The following is a 17,454-nucleotide window of genomic DNA, read 5'->3' on the forward strand; positions in this document are numbered from 1 at the left end:
CCTTTCCTGGAACGATAACTTTAGTCGAAAAGCATAAATGCACTGCACCAAGAAAACTATTAAACAAAGCATTTCAGTAAGTTACAAGTATTCCTGGAATATTAGCCGATGGTCTATCACTACAAAGGTGCAATCCACCTTAGTCGCGATTCAAGGCCTTGAGACCAGGCAATGCCTTTCCCTTGATGGCGCAAAATTCCGTCAATGCTTCGCACTTCAGGCGCCCGAATCGAGGCAACCACGCTGCGCCCCTGCCGAGCAGGCCGCCAATGCCCTAGAATGGCCGCTGACGTCGAGGAGGTGCCCATGTTTGCCGGTTGGCTATTGATCGCTGTTTCACTGCTCTACATCGCCGTGCTGTTCGCCATCGCCTGGCGCGGCGATCGTCGTGCACGCCACCTGGGGGCCAGCCATCGTCGCCCGCTGGTCTACAGCCTGGCGCTGGCGATCTACTGCACCTCCTGGACCTTCCACGGCGCCGTGGGCCAGGCGGCGACCTCCGGCTGGTCGTTCGCCAGCATCTTCGTCGGTCCGGTACTGACGCTTCTATTGTTCTGGCCGGTACTGGCCAAGATGGTGCGGGTCGCCAAGCACCAGAACGTCACCTCGATCGCCGACTTCATCGCCTCTCGCTACGGCAAGACCCAGTCTCTGGCGGCCTTCGCCAGCCTGGTCGCGCTGATCGGCACCCTGCCCTACATCGCCCTGCAGTTGAAGGCAGTGTCCACGTCCTTTGCCGTGCTCACCGACGCCTCCGACATCACCCAGGCGCCGCTGTTCGGTGACACCGCTTTCTATGTGGCCATCGTCATGGCGATCTTCGCCATCCTGTTCGGTACCCGCCATACCGACGCCACCGAGCACCACGAGGGCCTGATCCACGCGGTGGCCTTCGAGTCGCTGGTCAAGCTGGTGGCCTTCCTGATCCTCGGCGCCTACGTCACCTGGGGCATGTTCGATGGCCTGCAGGACCTGATGACCCGGGCCGACACCCACCTGCAGCTGCAGCGGCAACTGGCCCAGCAGGACTTCGGCCAGAGCTTCTGGGCCCAGACCCTGCTGGCCATGCTGGCGATCCTGTGTCTGCCGCGTCAGTTTCACGTCACCGTGGTGGAGAACACCCACCGCGACGACGCCGCCCGCGCGCGCTGGATGTTCCCGCTGTACCTGGTGCTGTTCGCCTTCTTCGTGTTGCCGCTGGCCGCCGCCGGCCTGACCATCTTCGCCGGCACCGACGTATCACCCGATACCTATGTGCTGTCGCTGCCGATGGCCGCCAACCAGAGCTGGCTGGCCCTGCTGACCTTTATCGGCGGCTTCTCCGCCGCCACCGGCATGGTCATCGTCGCCGCCGTGGCGGTCTCGATCATGATCTCCAACGAGATCGTCATCCCGGCGCTGTTCCGCATGCGCTGGTTCGACACCAAGGCCCGCGACTACGGCCGCCTGGTCCTGCGGGCACGGCGCATTACCATCGCCGTGATCCTGGCCATGGCCTATGGCTTCTATCAGCTGATCGGCGAATTCACCTCGCTGGCCTCCATCGGCATGCTGTCCTTTGCCGCCGCCGCCCAGTTCGCCCCGGCGCTGATCGGCGGGCTCTACTGGAAGCGCGGCAATCGCCTGGGGGTCATCGTCGGCATGAACGCGGGCTTCGCCATCTGGGCCTACACCCTGCTGTTGCCAGCGATGATCAACGCCGGAGTATTGCCCTCCGGCTGGCTCCAGGGTGGGCCGCTGGGGATCGCCTGGCTGTCACCGACCTCGCTGTTCGGCCTGCACGTGGGTGACAGCTTTACCCACGGCGTGATGCTGTCGCTGGGGGTCAACCTGGTGGCCTACATCTTTGTCTCCCAGGTAACCCCTCAGCGGGTGGTGGAACGGATTCAGGCGTCGCTGTTCGTCGACAGCGTCGAGACCCGCCAGACCTCGGTCAATCGCCCCTGGACCGGGGCTACCACGGTCGGCGACCTGAAGGTGCTGTGCCAGCGCTTCCTCAGCGCCGGCCAGGTCGACCGCGCCTTCTCGGACTACGCCCGGCGCAACGGCAAGGCGCTGGAAGACAGTGCCCGAGCGTCCATCGACGTGATCCAGTTCACCGAGCGCTTTCTGGCCTCGGTGCTGGGCGCCTCGTCGGCGCGGATCGTCGTCAACTCGGCGCTGCAGGGGCGTGGCATCGGCATCTCCGACGTCATCTCCATCGTCGATGAGGCCTCCCAGGTGCTGGAGTTCAATCGCGCCCTGCTCCAGGCCACCATCGAGAACATCAACCAGGGCATCAGCGTGGTGGATCAGAACCTGCGCCTGGTGGTGTGGAACCAGCGCTATCTGGAGCTGTTCCGCTTCCCTGACCACCTGATCCGTGTCGGCGCCCCGATCGACCGCATCTTCCGCTACAACGCCCATAACGGCGAGTACGGCCCCGGCGACCCGGAAGAGCACGTGGAATTGCTGCTCGACAACATCCGCGAGGGCCAGCCCCACCGCTACGTGCGATATCGCCAGGACGGCAGCGTGCTGGAGGTCCAGGGCAACCCCATGCCCGGTGGCGGCTTCGTCTACACCTATCAGGACATCACCCAGCAGAAACGCACCGAAGAAGCGCTGATCCGCTCGGAAAACAATATCCGCATCTATACCGACAACGTGCCGGCGCTGATCGCCTACTTCGACCGGGAGTGTCGCTACCTCTTTACCAACCGTGCCTACGAGCAGGCCTTCAACATCAACCGCAACGAGGTCATCGGCAAGAAGGTGACCCAGGTGATTCCGGAGACCATGGCCGAGGAGCGCATTCCCTGGATTCAGCGCACCCTGAGTGGCGAAAGGGTCAGCTTCGAGGTGTCGCTCGAGATCACCAACGAAGGCCTGCGCTACATGCTGGTGACCTATACTCCGCACTTCGGCGACAGCGGCGCGATCCTCGGCTTCTTCGCGCTCTATCAGGACATTACCGAACGCCGGCGGGCCGAGATCGCCCTCAAGGAAACCAACGAGACCCTGGAGGAGCGGGTACGCTCGCGCACCCTGGCCCTGTCCGAAGCCAACGCCGCGCTGCGCCAGGAGAACCGGGTGCGCGCCGAAGCCGAGCAGGCCCTGCGCCAGGCCAAGCAGGTGGCCGAGGACGCCAACGCCTCCAAGACGCGCTTCCTGGCCGCAGCCAGCCATGACCTGCTGCAACCGCTCAACGCGGCGCGGCTGTTTACCTCGGCGTTGTCCCAGGACATGGGCGCCGAGGACATGAAGCGCACCATCGGCCATATCGACAGCTCACTGCAGTCCGCCGAAGAGCTGCTCGGCACCCTGCTGGACATCTCCAAGCTGGACGCCGGCGCGCTGACTCCCAGACGCAGCCATTTTGCGCTGACCGACATCCTGCGCCCGCTGCAGGCCCAGTTTGCGGTGATGGCCGAAGACCGCGGCCTGGACCTCAAGGTGGTGGGTTCGGCCCTGTGGGTGGACAGCGACAGCCAGATGCTGCGCCGGATCATCCAGAACTTCCTGTCCAACGCCATCCGCTACACCCAGGAAGGCCGGGTGCTGCTGGGCATTCGACGGCGCGGTGAGCGCCTGCTGATCGAGGTATGGGATAGCGGCCCCGGCATCCCCGAGGCCAAGCAGGCCGAGATCTTCCAGGAGTTTCGTCGCCTGGATCAGGCCTCGCGCCACAAGGAAAGCGAGAAGGGACTGGGCCTCGGCCTGTCCATCGCCGACCGCATGAGCCGGGTGCTCGACCACCCCATCCGGGTGCGCTCCTGGGTCGGCGTGGGCACGGTATTCTCGGTCAGCGTGCCCAGGGTCGAGGCAAAGGCCCCGGCCGAGGACACGGACTCCCGGCCTGCGCGCAAGGTCGCCAGCAAGCTCGACGGCAAGCGCATCCTGTGCATCGACAACGAGTCGCTGATCCTCGAGGGCATGAAGGCGATGCTGTCGGGCTGGGGCTGCGAGGTGTTCACCGCCACCTCCATCGGTGGCGCCAAGTCGGTGCTGCGCCATCTGGACGACGACCCCGACGCCATCCTCGCCGACTATCACCTGGACAACGAGGTCACCGGCCTGATGGCGCTGGACGCCCTGGGCGAGCGCCTGACCGGCGCGGTGCCCGGTATCGTGATCACCGCCGACCGCACCGAGGAGGTGGCCGAAGAGGTCCGCCGCGGCGGCTACCAGCTGCTGCTCAAGCCGGTGCGCCCGGCCGCCCTGCGGGCACTGCTGACGCGCACCCTGCAGGCCAGCCAGGCACCGCAGTAGCCGGCGCGAGCCGTGCTGGCGAAAGTTCTGTCGGCGTAAGCCCTGCTGGCAAGCAGCCCACCGGCGGCGACGGCGTGCCGGTGGGGCCCCTCAGGTACCGCAGAAGGTTCTGAGCACTCGCTCGTCGCGCCCGGGCGGGGCCAGCAGGCTGGTATCATCCGGGGTCTGGTAGGGCCGGGTCACGGCGGCGAGCAGCGTCTCGAATACGCTCAGGTCGTCGTCATCGATGGCGGCGCGAATGGCCTTCTCGACCAGATGATTGCGCGGTATCAACTGGGGGTTGGCCGCCGCCAGGCGCGCGCCGACGACCTCGTCGGCGACGCCTTCACGGGCCAGACGCTCGCGCCAGCGCGGCAGCCAGGCCTCGAGCCTGCCACTGCGCTCAAAGCCCTCGGCAAGCGCTGCCTCATCGCCGGCCAGCGCCAGGGGCAGATGGGCAAAGCTCAGGGTGAAGTCGGCGTTGCCCTCTTCCATGGCCTTGAGGAAGTCCTCGCCCAGGGCCAGGTCCTCGTCTGCCAACGGGCCCCCCTGCCCATCGGTCGAGCGGCTTTCCGGCTGGCCTTGCGAGTCATCAGCCCCGAGTCCCAGCTTGGCACGCAGCACCGCCGTCCAGGCGGCGTCATGGCACTCGGCGAAGGCCTCGATGGCCTCGGTGGCCAGCGCCACCGCTCGCTCCTGATCGTCACTGATCAGCGGCAGCAGCGTCTCGGCCAGGCGCGCCAGGTTCCACTGGGCGATGGCCGGCTGGTTGTCCCAGGCGTAGCGCCCGCGCTCATCGATGGAGCTGAACACCCTGTGCGGGTGGAAGGCGTCCATGAAGGCGCAGGGACCATAGTCGATGGTCTCCCCCGAGATCGCGCAGTTGTCGGTGTTCATTACCCCATGAATAAAGCCGAGCCCCTTCCACTGGGCGACCAGGCTGGCCTGGCGCTCGACCACCGCCTCGACCAGCGCCAGCGCGCGCTCGGCCTCGGGCAAGTCGGCCAGCTCGGGGTAGTGTCGCTCGATGCAGAAGTCCACCAGCAGCGACAGCGCCTCGCTGTCACGGCGGGCGGCAAAATACTGAAAGGTGCCGACCCGCACATGGCTCGAGGCTACCCGGGTCAGTACCGCCCCGGGCTCCACCATCTGGCGCACCACCTGCTCGCCGCTGGCCACCGCCGCCAGCGCCCGGGTGGTGGGCACCCCCAGTGCGGCCATGGCTTCTGACACCAGATACTCGCGCAGCACCGGTCCGATCGGCGCGCGACCATCACCGCCGCGGGAAAAGGGCGTGCGTCCGGCGCCCTTTAGCTGGACCTCACGCAGGCCGCCGTCTCGATGGGCTAGCTCGCCCAGCAGGATCGCCCGACCATCGCCGAGCTGTGGCACGAAGTTGCCGAACTGATGCCCTGCGTAGGCCGCGGCGATCGGCGTCGCTCCATCGGGCACGGCGTTGCCACCGAGCACCTCGGCGGCACGGGTCGCGTCGAAGGCGTCAAGGTCGAAACCCAGCGCCTCGGCCAGCGGACGATTGAAGGCCAGCAGACGCGGCGCCGCCACAGGGGTGGGCGCCATCTCGGCGCGCATACGATCGGGCAGGGACGCATAGCGCCCGGAAAAGGCAGGAAACATGGGCTGCTACCTCAGGCTGGCAAGTGGGATGCCGACTACCCTCGGCCCTGCCTGTGGTGGTCGTCAAGCGACATTGCTTGCGACACCACCATCCCGGTACGGCAGAGCCCGGCTAGTTCGAGGCAGTGGCGCGTCGCAACTCGCCCCCACCCTCCTCCAGCTTGCGCACGCTGGAGACAAAGTCGCTGAAGCGCTCGCCCTGGATCAGCACGTGGTCACGCAGGATGCGCTCGGCGCTCTCGGCATCACCGGCTTCGATCGCCTGGAGCACCTCACGGTGTTCATCGAGCGAGCTCTGCATGCGTGAACGCACCTGCAATTGCAGGCGTCGATAGGGCTTGAGCCGCTGCTTGAGGGTCTGGGCCTCTTCGGCCAGGAAGGCGTTGTGGCTGGCCTGATAGATGACGCTGTGGAAGGCTTCGTTCTCGTAGTAGTAGTCGTCGCTGTCACCGGTCTCGCCGGCGCGGCGACATCCTTCGAAGGCGTCGCGCAAGGCCTTGAGTTCATCGGCTGAGATTCTCCGCGCCGCCAGTCGACCGCACATGCCCTCGAGTTCGGCCATCACCTCGAACATCTCGATCAGTCGCTCGAGCCCTAGCCTGGCGACAAAGGTGCCCTTCTTGGGGTAGACGGTCACCAGGCCACTGGCCACCAGCTGCTGGATGGCCTCGCGCACCGGGGTACGCGATACCTGGTAGGTCCTGCACAGCTCTTCGGGGTCCAGTCGCTCACCCGGTGTGCGCCGACCATTGATGATGTCGTCCTCGAGAGAGTCCCGCAGACGCTGGGCGTTGGAGGGCTTCTTGCTCATATGGCTGTCCCCTGGCTGTCCCTTGGCTGAACTCGAATCGTTCCAGCATATCCTGTCCTGATGCGACTGACCCCTCGGCGCCCTCACCCCACCATGGTCTAAGCCCTACGAATTGACAGGAATATACATGCTGGCTATTGATGTATACATCATAGCAGATAAAAAATGTTTGGCCTCCATCCCCCGCGCCGACCTCGGCGCGTTTATCCCACCACCACAACACTGATCATCACGCTCGCTACAACACCCACTACAACAATCATCACAACAACAACGCCTCGAGGAGTCACCATGAAACGCCAAGCTCTCACTCTCGCCGTCGCCGCCATCGCCACCGCCAGCGCGTCTATTGCCAGCGCCGAGACCACCCTGCGCGTGTCCCACCAGTTTCCCGGTGGCCAGGGCGACGTGCGCGACGAAATGGTCCAGTTGATGGCCAAGGAGGTCGAAGCCGCCGGCGTCGACCTGGCCCTGCAGGTCTATCCCGGCCAGTCCCTGTTCAAGGCCAAGGAGCAGTGGGGCGCGCTGGTACGCGGCCGCCTGGACATGACCTCGCTGCCGCTGGACTACGCCAGCGGTCGCCATCCCGAATTCTCGGCCACCCTGATGCCGGGTCTGGTGCGTAATCACGAGCGTGCCCAGCGCCTCAACGACTCCGAGTTCATGGACATGATCAAGCAGGTGATCGAGGACGCCGGCGCTCGCGTGCTGGCCGACGCCTGGCTGGCCGGCGGTTTTGCCTCCAACCAGCAGTGCATCACCTCGCCCGACACGGTGCAGGGACAGACCATGCGTGCGGCTGGCCCGGCCTTCGACGAGATGCTGGCCACCGCCGGCGCCTCCATCGCCTCGATGCCATCGTCGGAGATCTATACCGCCATGCAGACCGGCGTGCTCGACGGCGCCAACACCTCGTCGGGTTCCTTCGTCTCCTATCGCATCTACGAGCAGGTCAGCTGCCTGACGGCGCCGGGCGAGAACGCCCTGTGGTTCATGTACGAGCCGATCCTGATCTCCGAACAGAGCTGGAACGGGCTCAACGAGGAGCAGCAGCAGGCACTGATCGACGCTGGCGAGAAGGCCGAGGCGTACTTCGCCGAGCAGGCCGCCCAGCTCGACCAGACCATGGTGGAAGTGTTCGAGGAAAACGGCGTCGAAGTGGTCCAGATGTCCCAGGAAGACTACGACGCCTGGCTCGAGGTAGCGAAAGAGAGCGCCTACAAGAGCTTTGCCGAGAACGTCGACAACGGCCAGGCACTGATCGACGCCGCCCTGGCGGTGGAATAGACCGAGGTGGGCGCGGCCGCTGGCCGCGCCTCGTCGTTCGTCGCTGTCGTGTCACCTCGGAGGCTCCATGTCACACACACCGTCCCACTCTCCCCCCCACGTCTCTGCACCCGCAGCCCCCGGTTCCCGGCGACATGCCTCCGGCCCGGTGGGCGCTTTCTGTCGGCTGATGGACCGGCTATCCATCGCTATGGCAGTGGTGGCCGGCGCCGCCCTCTTTGCAGGGGTGCTGGCCGTCTGCCACATGATCTTCGTGCGCTACCTGCTCGGTGAAAGCACCACCTGGCAGACCGAATTCGCGATCTTCTCGATCACCGGCGCGATGCTGCTGGGCGCCCCCTATGTGCTGCTGACCGGCGGCCAGGTGGCGGTCACGGTGCTGCCCGATGCGCTCAAGGGCGGCATCAAGTGCGCCATGAACCTGATCGCCTCGCTGTGCGGCCTGGCCTTCTGCATCGCCCTGGCCTACGGCTCCTGGCTCTACCTGCTGGAGGCCTACCACGGAGGCTGGACCACCGGCACGGTATGGAATCCGCCGCTGTGGCCGGCGCTGGTGCCGCTGGCACTGGGCTCGACCCTGCTGGCGCTGCAGTACCTGGCGGAAATACTGGGAGGAGCACGCTGATGGATCCAGTTACCAGTGGCATCCTTATCGTTACCGCCCTGTTCGTGCTGATGGCCATCGGCACGCCCATCGCCTTCGCCCTCGGCGGCGTGTCGCTCGCCGCCCTGGTGATGGACCGGGGCGTCAGCGAGCTGACCTACTTCGGCGAGACCTTCTTCGGCAGCCTGGCGTCGTTCGGCTTCGTCGCGATTCCGATGTTCATCCTGATGGGTGCTGCCGTGGCCTCCTCCCCCACCGGCCGCGACCTCTACCGTTCGCTGGACCTGTGGCTCGGCAAGGTGCCGGGGGGACTGGCCATTTCCAATATCGGTGCCTGCTCGATCTTCGCCGCCCTGTCCGGCTCGTCGCCTGCCACCAGCGCCGCCATCGGCAAGCTGGGTATCCCCGAGATGCGCAAGCGCGGCTATCCCGACGGCGTGGCGGCTGGCTGCATCGCCGCCGGCGGCACCCTGGGCATCCTGATTCCGCCCTCGGTCACCATGATCGTCTATGGCATCTCCACCGAGACCTCGATCGGACGGCTGTTCATCGCCGGCGCCCTGCCCGGCATCATGCTGGCGCTGTTGTTCATGGCCTGGACGTTGATCGCGTGCAAGCTGGCCGGTGGCTATGACACCCCCAGCCCCGTCGCCGATGCCGCCCGCGAGCTCAAGGACACCGTCGCCAGGAACGTCGAGACCAACATGAAGGCGCTGGTGCGGGTGCTGCCCTTCCTGGTGGTGGTCAGCGGTATCCTGTTCGCCCTCTACGGCGGTGTCGCCACGCCCTCGGAGGCGGCCGGCGCCGGGGCCTTCCTGTGTCTGGCCCTGGCCATCGTGGTCTACCGCATGTGGCAGGTGAAACCGCTCACCACCATCATGCGCGACGCCCTGCGCGAGAGCGTGATGATCATGCTGATCATCGCCTGCGCCGAGATCTTCGCCTACGCCCTGTCGTCGCTGTTCATCACCCAGACGGTGGCCGAGGCGATCGCGGCACTGGAGGTCAATCGCTGGGTACTGATGGGGATCATCAACGTCTTCTTGCTGGTGGCCGGTTTCTTCCTGCCGCCGGTGGCGGTGATCGTGATGACCGCGCCGATCCTGCTGCCGATCATTCTGGCGGCCAACTTCGATCCCTACTGGTTCGCGGTGGTCCTGACCATCAACCTGGAGATCGGCCTGATCACCCCGCCGGTGGGCCTTAACCTGTTCATCATCAAGGGGATCGCGCCGGATATCGCGCTCAAGGACATCCTGCTCGGCAGCCTGCCCTATGCCCTGTGCATGGTGCTCGGCATCGTGCTGCTGTGCTTCTTCCCGGGCATCGCCACCTGGCTGCCGGACCTGATCATGGAGAGCGCCGGATGATCCCGACGCCGACGCGTGTGACCAGCGGGCCACCAGGCCCGCTCCCACCTGGCCCAGCCCCGAGGAGATGTCCCCGATGAACTTCAGCTTTCTGCAGGAACTGTTCTCCAGTATCACACAGCGTGACGCCTTGCTCAGACGCCGGGGCGATGGCCCGCCGCTGGAACATACCCAGGTGATCGACGCCTGTCGCAAGCTTCTGGAAAGCGATGGCGAGGCCTCCAGCATCGCCCTGGCCGGCCAGGCCCTGGACGGCTACAGCTGCCTCGATGAAGACGAGAAGACGCGCTTCTTCCAGTGCCTGACCGAGCAGTTCAGTGCCGATCCCGAGGCCGTCGACGGCGCCTACGAGTGCTACCGGGACAGTCGCGGCAATGTCGACCTGCAGCGACTGTTCGAGGCCTGCGAACCGCAGCGCCAGGAGCTGTTGCGCCGGCTCAACCTGACCGCCGGCGGCACCTATGAGCTGGTGCGCATGCGCGAGGACCTGCTGCCCCGGCTCAAGGCCTTCCCGGCGCTGGAGGCGCTCGATGCCGACTTCGCCCACCTGTTCGCGTCCTGGTTCAATCGTGGCTTTCTGGTGCTCAAGCGGATCGACTGGAACACCCCGGCGGCGGTGCTGGAGAAGATCATCCGCTACGAGGCGGTGCACGAGATCTGCGACTGGAACGACCTGCGCAGGCGCCTCGACGCCCGCGACCGACGCTGCTTCGCCTTCTTCCACCCGGCCATCGGCGACGAGCCGCTGATCTTCGTGGAGGTGGCCCTGACCAGGGGCATGCCCGAGCGCATCCAGCCGATCCTGGACGCCAACCACGAGGCCATCGAGGCCGAAGACGCCGACAGTGCGGCCTTCTTTGGCATCAGCAACTGCCAGGTCGGCCTGCGCGGCATCTCCTTCGGCAACTTCCTGATCAAACAGGTGGTCAAGGAGCTGAAGTCGGAACTGCCGCGGCTGAAGAATTTCGTCACCCTGTCACCGGTACCCGGCTTTCGCGCCTGGCTGGACGCCGAACGTCAGGACCAACGCGGTCGCCTCGACGACGACACCCGCGCCCTGCTGGCCGAGCTCGATCAGGACGACTGGCTCGAGGACTCCGAGCGCAGCAAGGCCCTGGGTGAGGTGATCAAGCCGCTGGCCGCTCACTACCTCACCAAGGAGCGCAACGCGCGCAATCTGCCGCTGAATACCGTCGCCCGCTTCCATCTCGGCAATGGCGCCGAACTGCACCGCATCAACTGGCTCGGTGATACCTCTCGCCGGGGGCTGTCACAGTTCGGCTCACTGATGGTCAACTATCTCTACGTGCTCGACGACATCGAAGGCAACCATGAGCGCTACACCACCGAAGGCAAGGTGGCCTGCTCGTCTCAGGTCAGGGACCAGCGTCGTCGCGCCCGCAAGCACTTGAAGGGAGATCCCGTCACATGAATCACAACCTCTTTGCCACCTTTGAAAAGCGCATGACCGAGCGTGGCGACGCGCCCTTCATCACCACCCGCGAAGGCAGTGACTACCGCTACAGCGATGCGCTGGAAGCGGTGGCCAGGCTCGCCGGGGCACTGGTCGCGCTCGGCGTGGGGCCCGGTGACCGGGTCGCCGTCCAGGTCGACAAGAGCCCCGAGGCGATCCTTCTGTACCTGGCGAGCCTCAAGGTCGGCGGGGTCTACCTGCCGCTCAATACCGGCTACACCAGCGAGGAGATTCGCTACTTCCTCGGTGACGCCGAACCCGCCCTGTTCGTCTGCCGCCCGGATTCACTCACGGCCGCCCGCGAGGTCGCTGCCTCCTGCGGTGGCGCCCGAGTCGAATCCCTGGGCACCGCCGCCGACGGTAGCCTGATGGAGGCCGCCGAGGCGGCCACACCGGTCACCGAGATGCTCGAGCGCGGGCCGGATGACCTGGCCGCGATCCTCTACACCTCCGGCACCACCGGCCGCTCCAAGGGCGCCATGCTGAGCCATCGCAATCTTGGCTCCAACGCCGAGTCGCTGGTCGAGGCCTGGCGCTTCGACGAGCACGACCGGCTGATCCATGCCCTGCCGATCTTCCATACCCATGGGCTGTTCGTGGCCTGCAACGTGATCCTGATGGCCGGCGCCAGCATGCGCTTCCTGGCGAAGTTCGACCCGGACGTGATCTTCGAGGAAATGGCCGAAGGCACCACCATGATGGGGGTGCCGACCTTCTACACCCGGCTGCTCAAGGATCCCCGCCTGACCCGCGAGGCCACCGCCCGCATGCGCCTGTTCACCTCGGGGTCGGCGCCGCTGACGGCGGAGACCCACGAGGCCTTCGAGGCCGCCACCGGCCACGCCATCCTCGAGCGCTACGGCATGACCGAAACCAACATGAACACCTCCAACCCCTACGACGGTGATCGCATCGCCGGCACCGTGGGCATGCCGCTGCCCGGCGTCGAGGTGCGCATCACCGACCGTGAGGGTGGCAACCATACGCCGCTGCCCCAGGGCGAGATCGGCATGCTCGAGGTGCGCGGCCCCAATGTGTTCCAGGGCTACTGGCGGATGCCCGAGAAGACCGCCGAGGAGTTGCTGGAAGATGGCTTCTTCATCACCGGCGACCTGGCCCAGATCGATGAGCGGGGCTATGTGCAGATCGTCGGACGCGACAAGGATCTGGTGATCTCCGGCGGCTACAACGTCTACCCCAAGGAGGTCGAGGGGCATATCGACGAGATGGACGGCGTCGCCGAATCCGCGGTCATCGGCCTGCCCCACCCTGACCTGGGCGAAGGGGTGACCGCGGTGGTGGTGCCCGCCGAAGGCGCCTCGCCAGAGGAGGCCGACGTCATCGCCGCGCTGAGCGACAAGCTGGCCCGCTACAAGCAGCCCAAGCGGGTATTCTTCGTCGACAGCCTGCCGCGCAATACCATGGGCAAGGTGCAGAAGAATCAGCTGCGCGATCGCTTCAAGGACACCTATCGCTGAGTCCGGGACGCCTCTTCGGCGCAGCTCGACACTCGCTCTATCATCGGCGGCGCCCTGCGGGGCGCCGCCGGCGTATACCAGCACCTCCCGCTTCGGCATATTAGACGCCTGGCATCTATATCTTTTGACCAAGCGCGGCCCCGCGCACAGAGCGATATACTGATCACACCCTGTCCCGGAGATACCCCCATGCAGCCCATGGTGCGTGCCGCGGCCCTGACCGGCTACCGTACCCTGCTCGACGAGCAGGGTGTCGATGCCGACCAGGCGCTGGCACGACTGTCGTTGCCGCCGGACTACCTCGACCGGCCGGACCGCCTGATTCCGGTGGCCACCAAGATCGACCTGCTCGAACTGGGTGCCCAGATGAGCGGCTGTCGCCACTTCGGCCTGCTGCTGGGGCGCTACCAGAATATCTCGATGCTGGGCATGGTGGGCCTGCTGATCCAGCAGTGCGCCACCCTGCGCGAGGCGATGGTCACCGTGGCCGAGGAAATCGGCCGCCACGTGCAAGGGCTCGATGTGCGTCTCGAGGAGCGCGATGACCAGGCCTACTACCACTTCACCTATCGTGTGCCCGGGCGCAGTGCCCCATCGCGCCAGCACAACGACAATACCTTGATGGGCGCCTACAACATCCTCACCTTCCTCTACGGCGAGCCGATCAAGCTACGCGCCGTCTACCTGTGCGGCGAGGAGCCACGAGACCTCGAACCCTACACCCAGCAGCTGCACTCGGCGCTGCGCTTCAATCATCCCGAGAACACCCTGGTGTTCGACCGCAGCTGTCTCGACCACGCCATCGCCGGAGGCAGTCCGGCCCTGCGGCACCTGATCAACTCCTTGATGCACCGTCATCGCTGGGACGACATCGAAAGCAAGGTGGAGTGGATCATCACCAACCTGCTGCCGCTCGATCAGGTCAGCCTGGAGGCCGTGGCCCAGGCCTTGGACGTACCACCACGTACCCTCCAGGACCGCCTGCTCAAGCGCGGCCTGAGCTTCCAGCAGTTGCTCGATCGCGTGCGCATGCGCAGCGCTCGGGTCTACATGCTCGACACCCAACTGAGCCTGACCGAGATCGCCGACCTGCTTGGCTACAGCCAATTGAGCGCCCTGACCCGCAGCTTCAAGCGGATCATGGGCGAGAGTCCCGCCCAATGGCGACGAAAGCATAAGACCGAAACGCTCGATATTGCGCGATCTGTCAAATAGCGCGCGCCTTCGGTCAATCCGCCCGGCCCTGCCTTCACTATGCTCGGTGTAGACAACAACGACAGCGTGAGGGGCCAGTCCATGACGTCCAGCCAAGACGACCGTTTCGACTATGACCAGATCATCATCGGCACCGGCTTCGGTGGCTCGGTGAGCGCGCTGAGGCTCTCGGAAAAGGGCCATCGCGTGCTGATGCTGGAGAAGGGCCGGCGCTGGAAGGACGAGGAATTTTCGGACAACTCCTGGAACCTGAAAAAATTCCTGTGGGCCCCCAGGCTCGGTCTAACCGGCAATCTGCAGATCAGCCTGACCCGCAAGATCACCGCCCTGCACGGCGTCGGCGTCGGCGGCGGCTCGCTGGTCTACGCCAATGTGCACCTGATCCCCAAGGACGAGGTCTTTGCCGCCGAGTCCTGGACCCGGGTCCATGGCGACTGGAAGCAACGCCTGGCGCCCTTCTACGGCCTGGCCCAGCGCATGCTCGGTGTCACCAAGAGCCACTACGAGAACGCCGCCGACGAAGCGCTGCAGGAAACCGCAAGGCGCATGGGCCGCGAACACACCTACCAGACGGTCAATACCGGGGTGCTGTTTCCCGAGGACCCCGACGACGCCAGCGGCGCCAAGCGAGGCGACCCCTACTTCGACGGCGACGGCCCCGAGCGCAACAGCTGTCAATACTGTGGCGGCTGCACCATGGGCTGTCGCCACAACGCCAAGAATACTCTGGTCAAGAACTACCTGTGGTTTGCCGAACGCAACGGCGTGGAAATACGCGCCGAGAGTGAGGTCACGCGCATCGAGGCGCTGCCTGATGCCAAGGGACAGCGCGACGGCAGCGCCGGCTACGAGATCACGGTGCAGTCTTCCACCGCCTGGTTCGCCAAGAAGCCCTACCGGCTGCGTTGCCGGGGCCTGGTGCTGTCCGCCGGCGTATTCGGCACCATCCCCCTGCTGCTCAAGGCCAGGGACCAGGATCAGACCCTGCCCCGGCTGTCATCGCGCCTGGGGCGAGAGGTCCGCACCAACTCCGAGACGCTGATCGTCAACACCGCCAGGTTCGCCGACGCCAGCGGCCAGCCCCAGGAAATCTGCCACGGCCCGACCATCACCTCGATGTTCGATCCCGACGACGAGACCCGTATCGAGATCAACCGCTTCCCCCGCTACGGCGACGCCACCTTCGCGCTGCAGAGCGCCGTGCCGCTGACCGATACCCATGGTCAGGTGCCGCGCTCGGTCAGCATGCTGATCAATATCCTGCGCCAGCCGCTGACCACCTTGCGAATGCTCAACCCGGTGGGCAAGTCGAAACACTCGATCATCTTTCTGGTGATGCAGACCAGGGACACCTACGTCCACCTGAAGAGCCAGCGCCCCTGGTACACCATGTTCAAGCCCGGCTGGTCGGTATACCAGGACAAGGATGACCGGGCGCTGTCGAACTACTTCCCCATCGCCCACGAGGCGGCGCGTCACTTCGTCGAGGCCGCCGGTGGCGGCGAGGCCGGCAACGTGGCCACCGAAGTGCTCTCCGGCGCCCCCAGCACCGCCCACCTGATGGGCGGCGTCGCCATCGGCACCAGCGCCGAGGATGGCGTCGTCGATGATCGCGGTCGCGCCTTCGGCTACCACAATCTGAGGGTCATCGATGGCTCGCTGATTCCCGGCAACCTGGGGGTGAACCCTTCGCTGACCATCCTCGCCCTGGCGGAGTACGCCTGGGCAGAGGAGCCTGTGTTCGATGAAGGACGGGCCGCCGAGGTGTCGCGCGTCCACTTTTCCAAGCCCCTGCCGGGCTCCTGCTCGGCGCTGGACGGCCACGGCGACCTGCATGGCCTGATTGCCAGCGACGCCGCCACAACGACCACCGCGACCTCTGGAGTCGACGCATGAATGCCCCCCTGATGTCACCCGATCCCCGCACCCTCGATCAGCTTGAGCAGTCCTTCCACCAGCAGCGAAGCGCCTATCTGGCGGCGCCGGTGCCAAGCTACCGGGAGCGCATCGGCCACCTCAAGGCCCTGGCCAACATGCTCAAGGACCACCAGGAGGCGTTCGTCCAGGCGATCAGCGACGACTTCGGCAATCGCTCCCGCGAGGAGACCCTGTTCTGCGAGTTCGTGGTGGTGCTCGGCGATATCAAGGACGCCATCAAGCACCTGAAGTCGTGGATGAAGCCCCAGCGCCGGCGGGTCGACCACAGCCTCTACTTCGGTGCACGCAACAGCGTTATCCCGCAACCGCTGGGCGTCGTCGGTGTACTGGTGCCCTGGAACTTTCCGCTGAACCTGAGCCTCGCCCCCTTGATCGGCATCTTCGCCGCCGGCAACCGGGCGCTGGTCAAGATGTCGGATCGTTCTCCCCGACTGGCCCAACTGCTGATCGACCTCAGCCCCGACTACTTCCCCGAGGAAAAGCTCAAGTTCTTCGCCGACGACGGCGAGCTGGGGCCTCACTTCACCCGCCTGCCCTTCGACCATCTGGTGTTCACCGGGTCCACCGCCACCGGGCGCAAGGTCATGGCCAACGCCGCCGACAACCTGACCCCGGTCACCCTGGAACTGGGCGGCAAGGCGCCGGCAATCATCGCCCCGGACTTCTCCCTGGCCGAGGCCGCTCGGCGAATCCTGTTCGTCAAGCTGCTCAACGCCGGCCAGATCTGTACCACGGTGGACTACCTGTTTCTCCCGGAAGGTAGCGTGGATGCCCTGGTCGACGCCGCCAAGGGCATCGTCGGACACCGCTATCCGGATCTCGCCAGTCCCGACTACACCTCGATCATCGACGACGCCTCCTTCGCCCGGCTCGAGGCGACCCTGGAGGACGCCAGGGCCAAGGGCGCGCGGGTGATTCCCCTGTCGCAACAGCCCAGCGACCCTGAGACCCGCAAGTTTGCCCCGCACCTGGTGCTGGACGTGACCGATGACATGGAGATCATGCAGCGCGAAATCTTTGGTCCGCTGCTGCCGGTCAAGACCTACCGCCAGCCGGAAGAAGTCATCGACTACATCAACGCACGTCCTCGTCCGCTGGCGCTGTATCCGTTCTCCCAGGACAGGGCGCTGGTGGACCTTTACATCGAGCGTATCCAGTCGGGCGGCGTCTCGGTCAACCATGCCCTTCTGCACGTGGGCCAGCATGACCTGCCGTTCGGTGGCGTGGGAGACAGCGGCATGGGTCACTACCACGGCCGCGACGGCTTCATCACCTTCTCCAAGATGCGCCCGGTCTACCGTCAGGGCCCTGTCGACAGCATGAAACTGTTGATACCGCCCTACACCAGCACCACCCACAAGGTCCTCAAACTGATGCAGTGGCTGGTCCGCTAGCACGTTCGACAACAACAC

The 17,454-nt window shown here is 65.5% G+C and carries 11 protein-coding genes; 9 read left to right on the forward strand and 2 right to left on the reverse strand.

Features of this window, described 5'->3' with window-relative positions; all coding sequences use genetic code 11:
• Window positions 1–306 precede the first annotated feature (306 nt).
• A complete protein-coding gene (locus EBB56_RS03545; RefSeq protein ID WP_045992161.1) occupies window positions 307–4,251 on the forward strand; it encodes a NahK/ErcS family hybrid sensor histidine kinase/response regulator in 3,945 nt (1,314 codons plus the stop codon).
• A 90-nt stretch (window positions 4,252–4,341) separates the two neighbouring features.
• Here the strand turns inward: EBB56_RS03545 and EBB56_RS03550 are convergent, their stop codons facing one another.
• A complete protein-coding gene (locus tag EBB56_RS03550) occupies window positions 4,342–5,865 on the reverse strand; it encodes a YdiU family protein (protein WP_124802789.1) in 1,524 nt (507 codons plus the stop codon).
• A 112-nt stretch (window positions 5,866–5,977) separates the two neighbouring features.
• On the reverse strand, window positions 5,978–6,676 hold the full coding sequence (locus EBB56_RS03555; RefSeq protein ID WP_045992163.1) for a GntR family transcriptional regulator: 699 nt from the start codon (window positions 6,674–6,676) through the stop codon (window positions 5,978–5,980).
• 291 nt (window positions 6,677–6,967) lie between these two features.
• On the opposite strand from EBB56_RS03555, the gene dctP reads away from it, so the two are divergent.
• The 8 genes from dctP to EBB56_RS03595 all read left to right on the forward strand — a co-directional run bounded on the left by dctP (window position 6,968) and on the right by EBB56_RS03595 (window position 17,436).
• Window positions 6,968–7,963, forward strand: coding sequence for a TRAP transporter substrate-binding protein DctP (gene dctP / locus EBB56_RS03560; RefSeq protein WP_108131311.1), 996 nt, complete (start codon window positions 6,968–6,970; stop codon window positions 7,961–7,963).
• Between the two features lie 67 nt (window positions 7,964–8,030).
• Window positions 8,031–8,588: a TRAP transporter small permease subunit gene (locus EBB56_RS03565; protein WP_197037048.1), complete on the forward strand. Its 558-nt coding sequence runs from the start codon at window positions 8,031–8,033 to the stop codon at window positions 8,586–8,588.
• Window positions 8,588–9,937 carry a TRAP transporter large permease gene (locus tag EBB56_RS03570; protein ID WP_124802791.1) on the forward strand — a complete coding sequence of 450 codons (1,350 nt, stop codon included), beginning with the start codon at window positions 8,588–8,590 and terminating at the stop codon, window positions 9,935–9,937. The genes EBB56_RS03565 and EBB56_RS03570 overlap by 1 nt, the downstream gene beginning before the upstream one ends.
• A 76-nt stretch (window positions 9,938–10,013) precedes the next feature.
• Window positions 10,014–11,369 carry a malonyl-CoA decarboxylase gene (locus EBB56_RS03575; protein ID WP_124802793.1) on the forward strand — a complete coding sequence of 452 codons (1,356 nt, stop codon included), beginning with the start codon at window positions 10,014–10,016 and terminating at the stop codon, window positions 11,367–11,369.
• On the forward strand, window positions 11,366–12,889 hold the full coding sequence (locus tag EBB56_RS03580) for a malonyl-CoA synthase (protein ID WP_124802795.1): 1,524 nt from the start codon (window positions 11,366–11,368) through the stop codon (window positions 12,887–12,889). Before EBB56_RS03575 ends, EBB56_RS03580 begins: the two co-directional genes overlap by 4 nt.
• Before the next feature lie 189 nt (window positions 12,890–13,078).
• Window positions 13,079–14,104 (forward strand): AraC family transcriptional regulator, encoded by a 1,026-nt coding sequence (locus EBB56_RS03585; protein WP_045992169.1) that lies wholly within the window; start codon window positions 13,079–13,081, stop codon window positions 14,102–14,104.
• Window positions 14,105–14,185: 81 nt separating this feature from the next.
• Window positions 14,186–16,000: an FAD-dependent oxidoreductase gene (locus EBB56_RS03590; RefSeq protein WP_108448039.1), complete on the forward strand. Its 1,815-nt coding sequence runs from the start codon at window positions 14,186–14,188 to the stop codon at window positions 15,998–16,000.
• Window positions 15,997–17,436: a coniferyl aldehyde dehydrogenase gene (locus EBB56_RS03595; RefSeq protein WP_124802797.1), complete on the forward strand. Its 1,440-nt coding sequence runs from the start codon at window positions 15,997–15,999 to the stop codon at window positions 17,434–17,436. The genes EBB56_RS03590 and EBB56_RS03595 overlap by 4 nt, the downstream gene beginning before the upstream one ends.
• Window positions 17,437–17,454 lie beyond the last annotated feature (18 nt).

Origin of the sequence: Halomonas sp. YLB-10 (genome assembly GCF_003856855.1) — a bacterium.
GTDB lineage: Bacteria > Pseudomonadota > Gammaproteobacteria > Pseudomonadales > Halomonadaceae > Halomonas > Halomonas litopenaei.

Bases quoted from the DNA above. Each gene is read 5' to 3' on its own strand.
- EBB56_RS03545 (WP_045992161.1), top strand. From the start codon at position 307: ATGTTTGCCGGTTGGCTATTGATCGCTGTTTCACTGCTCTACATCGCC.
- EBB56_RS03550 (WP_124802789.1), bottom strand. From the start codon at position 5,865: ATGTTTCCTGCCTTTTCCGGGCGCTATGCGTCCCTGCCCGATCGTATG.
- EBB56_RS03555 (WP_045992163.1), bottom strand. From the start codon at position 6,676: ATGAGCAAGAAGCCCTCCAACGCCCAGCGTCTGCGGGACTCTCTCGAG.
- dctP (WP_108131311.1), top strand. From the start codon at position 6,968: ATGAAACGCCAAGCTCTCACTCTCGCCGTCGCCGCCATCGCCACCGCC.
- EBB56_RS03565 (WP_197037048.1), top strand. From the start codon at position 8,031: ATGTCACACACACCGTCCCACTCTCCCCCCCACGTCTCTGCACCCGCA.
- EBB56_RS03570 (WP_124802791.1), top strand. From the start codon at position 8,588: ATGGATCCAGTTACCAGTGGCATCCTTATCGTTACCGCCCTGTTCGTG.
- EBB56_RS03575 (WP_124802793.1), top strand. From the start codon at position 10,014: ATGAACTTCAGCTTTCTGCAGGAACTGTTCTCCAGTATCACACAGCGT.
- EBB56_RS03580 (WP_124802795.1), top strand. From the start codon at position 11,366: ATGAATCACAACCTCTTTGCCACCTTTGAAAAGCGCATGACCGAGCGT.
- EBB56_RS03585 (WP_045992169.1), top strand. From the start codon at position 13,079: ATGCAGCCCATGGTGCGTGCCGCGGCCCTGACCGGCTACCGTACCCTG.
- EBB56_RS03590 (WP_108448039.1), top strand. From the start codon at position 14,186: ATGACGTCCAGCCAAGACGACCGTTTCGACTATGACCAGATCATCATC.
- EBB56_RS03595 (WP_124802797.1), top strand. From the start codon at position 15,997: ATGAATGCCCCCCTGATGTCACCCGATCCCCGCACCCTCGATCAGCTT.